Source organism: Megasphaera sp. DJF_B143, from assembly GCF_900320625.1.
Classification (GTDB): domain Bacteria; phylum Bacillota; class Negativicutes; order Veillonellales; family Megasphaeraceae; genus Megasphaera; species Megasphaera hexanoica.
Genome location: NZ_ONTA01000311.1, coordinates 1 through 2,062 on the forward strand (window position 1 = coordinate 1; position 2,062 = coordinate 2,062).

A 2,062-nucleotide genomic window follows, 5' to 3' on the forward strand; every position below is an offset into this window, starting at 1 on the left:
GACGAGATTGCGCTCTGCCATATACTGGCGCAGTGTCTGCTTCTGAGCTTCTTCCAGGGGCAGTCCGTCGAACAGGGCCTGGGTATAAGCCGCCGTCCCCATGTCAATGCGGATATGTTCCACGCCGACGGCTTTGAGGATTTCCGCCGCCATGACGATGACTTCCCCATCGCATTCGGGACTGGGATCACCGAGGATTTCAATGCCGCCCTGAAGGAAATCCTTGCCATAGGTGGACCGGCCAAAATATTCCCGGAATACGGTGCTGACATAGCCGAATTTGAGGAGCTGGTTGGCCCGGGGAAATTCCCGCGCTGCCGTTTCGACGAGAGGTACGGTCACATCGGGCCGCAGGACCAGGACCCGGCCGTCCGTATCGATGGTCTTGACCATCTGCTGGCGCAGCTGGGGAAAGTAATGCTGGTATACATCATAATCTTCAAAACTTGGCGTTTCGATGATTTTGCAGCCGTGATTCATGATGACCGACACGAGTTTCCCCTGGATGCGGTCATAATTCCGCATTTCATCGTGATGGAGCATCTTGACTCCATCCAGTGTATTACTGAGCATCTTTATGCACTCCTTGCATACTATGTATTTACTTTATTTCTTTATCGCTTTACCAAAGTAAAGCAATGAAGAACGACTGATTAGAATTGTAGCACAAATCACAGCAAATAAAAAGCCCTTTTTCAAAAAATTTACCCATCTTGTTCCGGTGTGGCACGACGGATGATTTTCCTGACCGATTTTTCAAATTTCGGGCGCGGCACCATGACCCGGTGGCCACAGCCGCAGCAGCGGATGACAAAATCGACGCCGATGCGCAGCACTTCCCATTCATTGGAACCACAGGGGTGGGATTTTTTGAGCTGGACTACATCCCCGATCTGATAACGGACAAAATCTGCCATAACAAGTACCTCCTTTACTGCCTCGTGCAGTCTATGATACATTATGTTACTTCAAATACGGGCGGGATGCAAGCCAAAGGGAAAACGACTCTCCCGGCAGACAGGCTGCCGGCCCCTTTCCACGGAATACTGGAAAGGAAGGCCGTTATGTGATAGTATAGTGTGAGCAGCGTACGCCATACAAGGAAAAATACGCTCATTTCTGATTATATTTCTGGGAGGTAGTCCTATCATGGCAGATTCACCCCGTCCCCGGACCCTGCGCGCAGCCTATCTCATGCTGTATACGCTGGGCGGCTGCTGTACCGCCGTCTGCGTGGCCCTTCTGGCCTGGGTCGCTTTTTGTATTGCAATGGAAAAAGAGCCGCTGGCAGCGATTTCTTTCCTGCCCCACGTCCCGGCCGCCGTCATTCTGCTCCTCATCCTGGCCATCATGGTCCTGGGAGTCGTCTGCTGGCAATGGGGCGCCCGGTTTCATCAGCGTTACGAAGAGTATGTGTTAAAACAGAGGTAAGGAATCCATGCGAAAGTCTGAATTTATGGACCTGTTGAAATACTATTTCCGCAAGGCCGATAAAGACGACCTGAAGGGCATCATCGAGGACTGTGAAGAACAGTTCCGCCTCGGTGCCAAAGAAGGGAAATCGGAAGAGGAAATATGTGTCAAACTCGGTTCACCAAAAAATATTTACCGTTATTACATCGGCAAGCCCATCATCCCCGAAGACAATCCCCGTCTTCCCGGCGATGATTACGATACGCCCCGGAGCCAGCGCCGCAATGCCGCGCCCTACGACTGGGAAAAGGATCCGGACCGGCTGCGCCGCCGTGCCCAGAGCCAGCAGTATTACCGCGATGGCAAGAGCTGGGACGATACCTTTTACGATAACGGAAATCCGCCGCAGAATCGCCGTTCTTATGATGATGACGGATATTACGACAGCCGCAGACCGCGGCGCCGGGGACGCAGCCGCCGCCCGTCTACAGGGGAAGACTTTGAATGGGATAAGGACGATTCCCTCAGCCGCGCCGGAAAGGCCGCAGCCCGGCCGGTACTTGATATCATCGGGACGCTGTTCTCCGTCCTGAGCGGCATGATCTACGCCGTCCTCTTTCTGGCCATCATCGCCTGCCTGTTCCTCGTC

4 protein-coding genes are annotated in these 2,062 nt (G+C 53.3%); 2 read left to right on the top strand and 2 right to left on the bottom strand.

Annotated elements, in window-relative coordinates:
- Both DBO31_RS08890 and DBO31_RS08895 read right to left on the bottom strand, forming a co-directional pair.
- A partial coding sequence (locus DBO31_RS08890) for an ATP phosphoribosyltransferase regulatory subunit (RefSeq protein ID WP_200817511.1) occupies positions 1-573 on the bottom strand: 573 nt, incomplete at its 3' end.
- A 131-nt stretch (positions 574-704) separates the two neighbouring features.
- Complete coding sequence (locus DBO31_RS08895; protein WP_059076068.1) at positions 705-917, bottom strand: DUF951 domain-containing protein; 213 nt, start codon at positions 915-917, stop codon at positions 705-707.
- Between the two features lie 232 nt (positions 918-1,149).
- Here DBO31_RS08895 and DBO31_RS08900 point away from each other — a divergent pair, with 232 nt between their 5' ends.
- Together DBO31_RS08900 and DBO31_RS08905 are read left to right on the top strand one after the other, a co-directional pair.
- Positions 1,150-1,431: a hypothetical protein gene (locus DBO31_RS08900; RefSeq protein ID WP_059076067.1), complete on the top strand. Its 282-nt coding sequence runs from the start codon at positions 1,150-1,152 to the stop codon at positions 1,429-1,431.
- 7 nt (positions 1,432-1,438) lie between these two features.
- A partial coding sequence (locus tag DBO31_RS08905; RefSeq protein ID WP_150824977.1) for a DUF1700 domain-containing protein occupies positions 1,439-2,062 on the top strand: 624 nt, incomplete at its 3' end.

Bases quoted from the DNA above. Each gene is read 5' to 3' on its own strand.
- DBO31_RS08895 (WP_059076068.1), bottom strand. From the start codon at position 917: ATGGCAGATTTTGTCCGTTATCAGATCGGGGATGTAGTCCAGCTCAAA.
- DBO31_RS08900 (WP_059076067.1), top strand. From the start codon at position 1,150: ATGGCAGATTCACCCCGTCCCCGGACCCTGCGCGCAGCCTATCTCATG.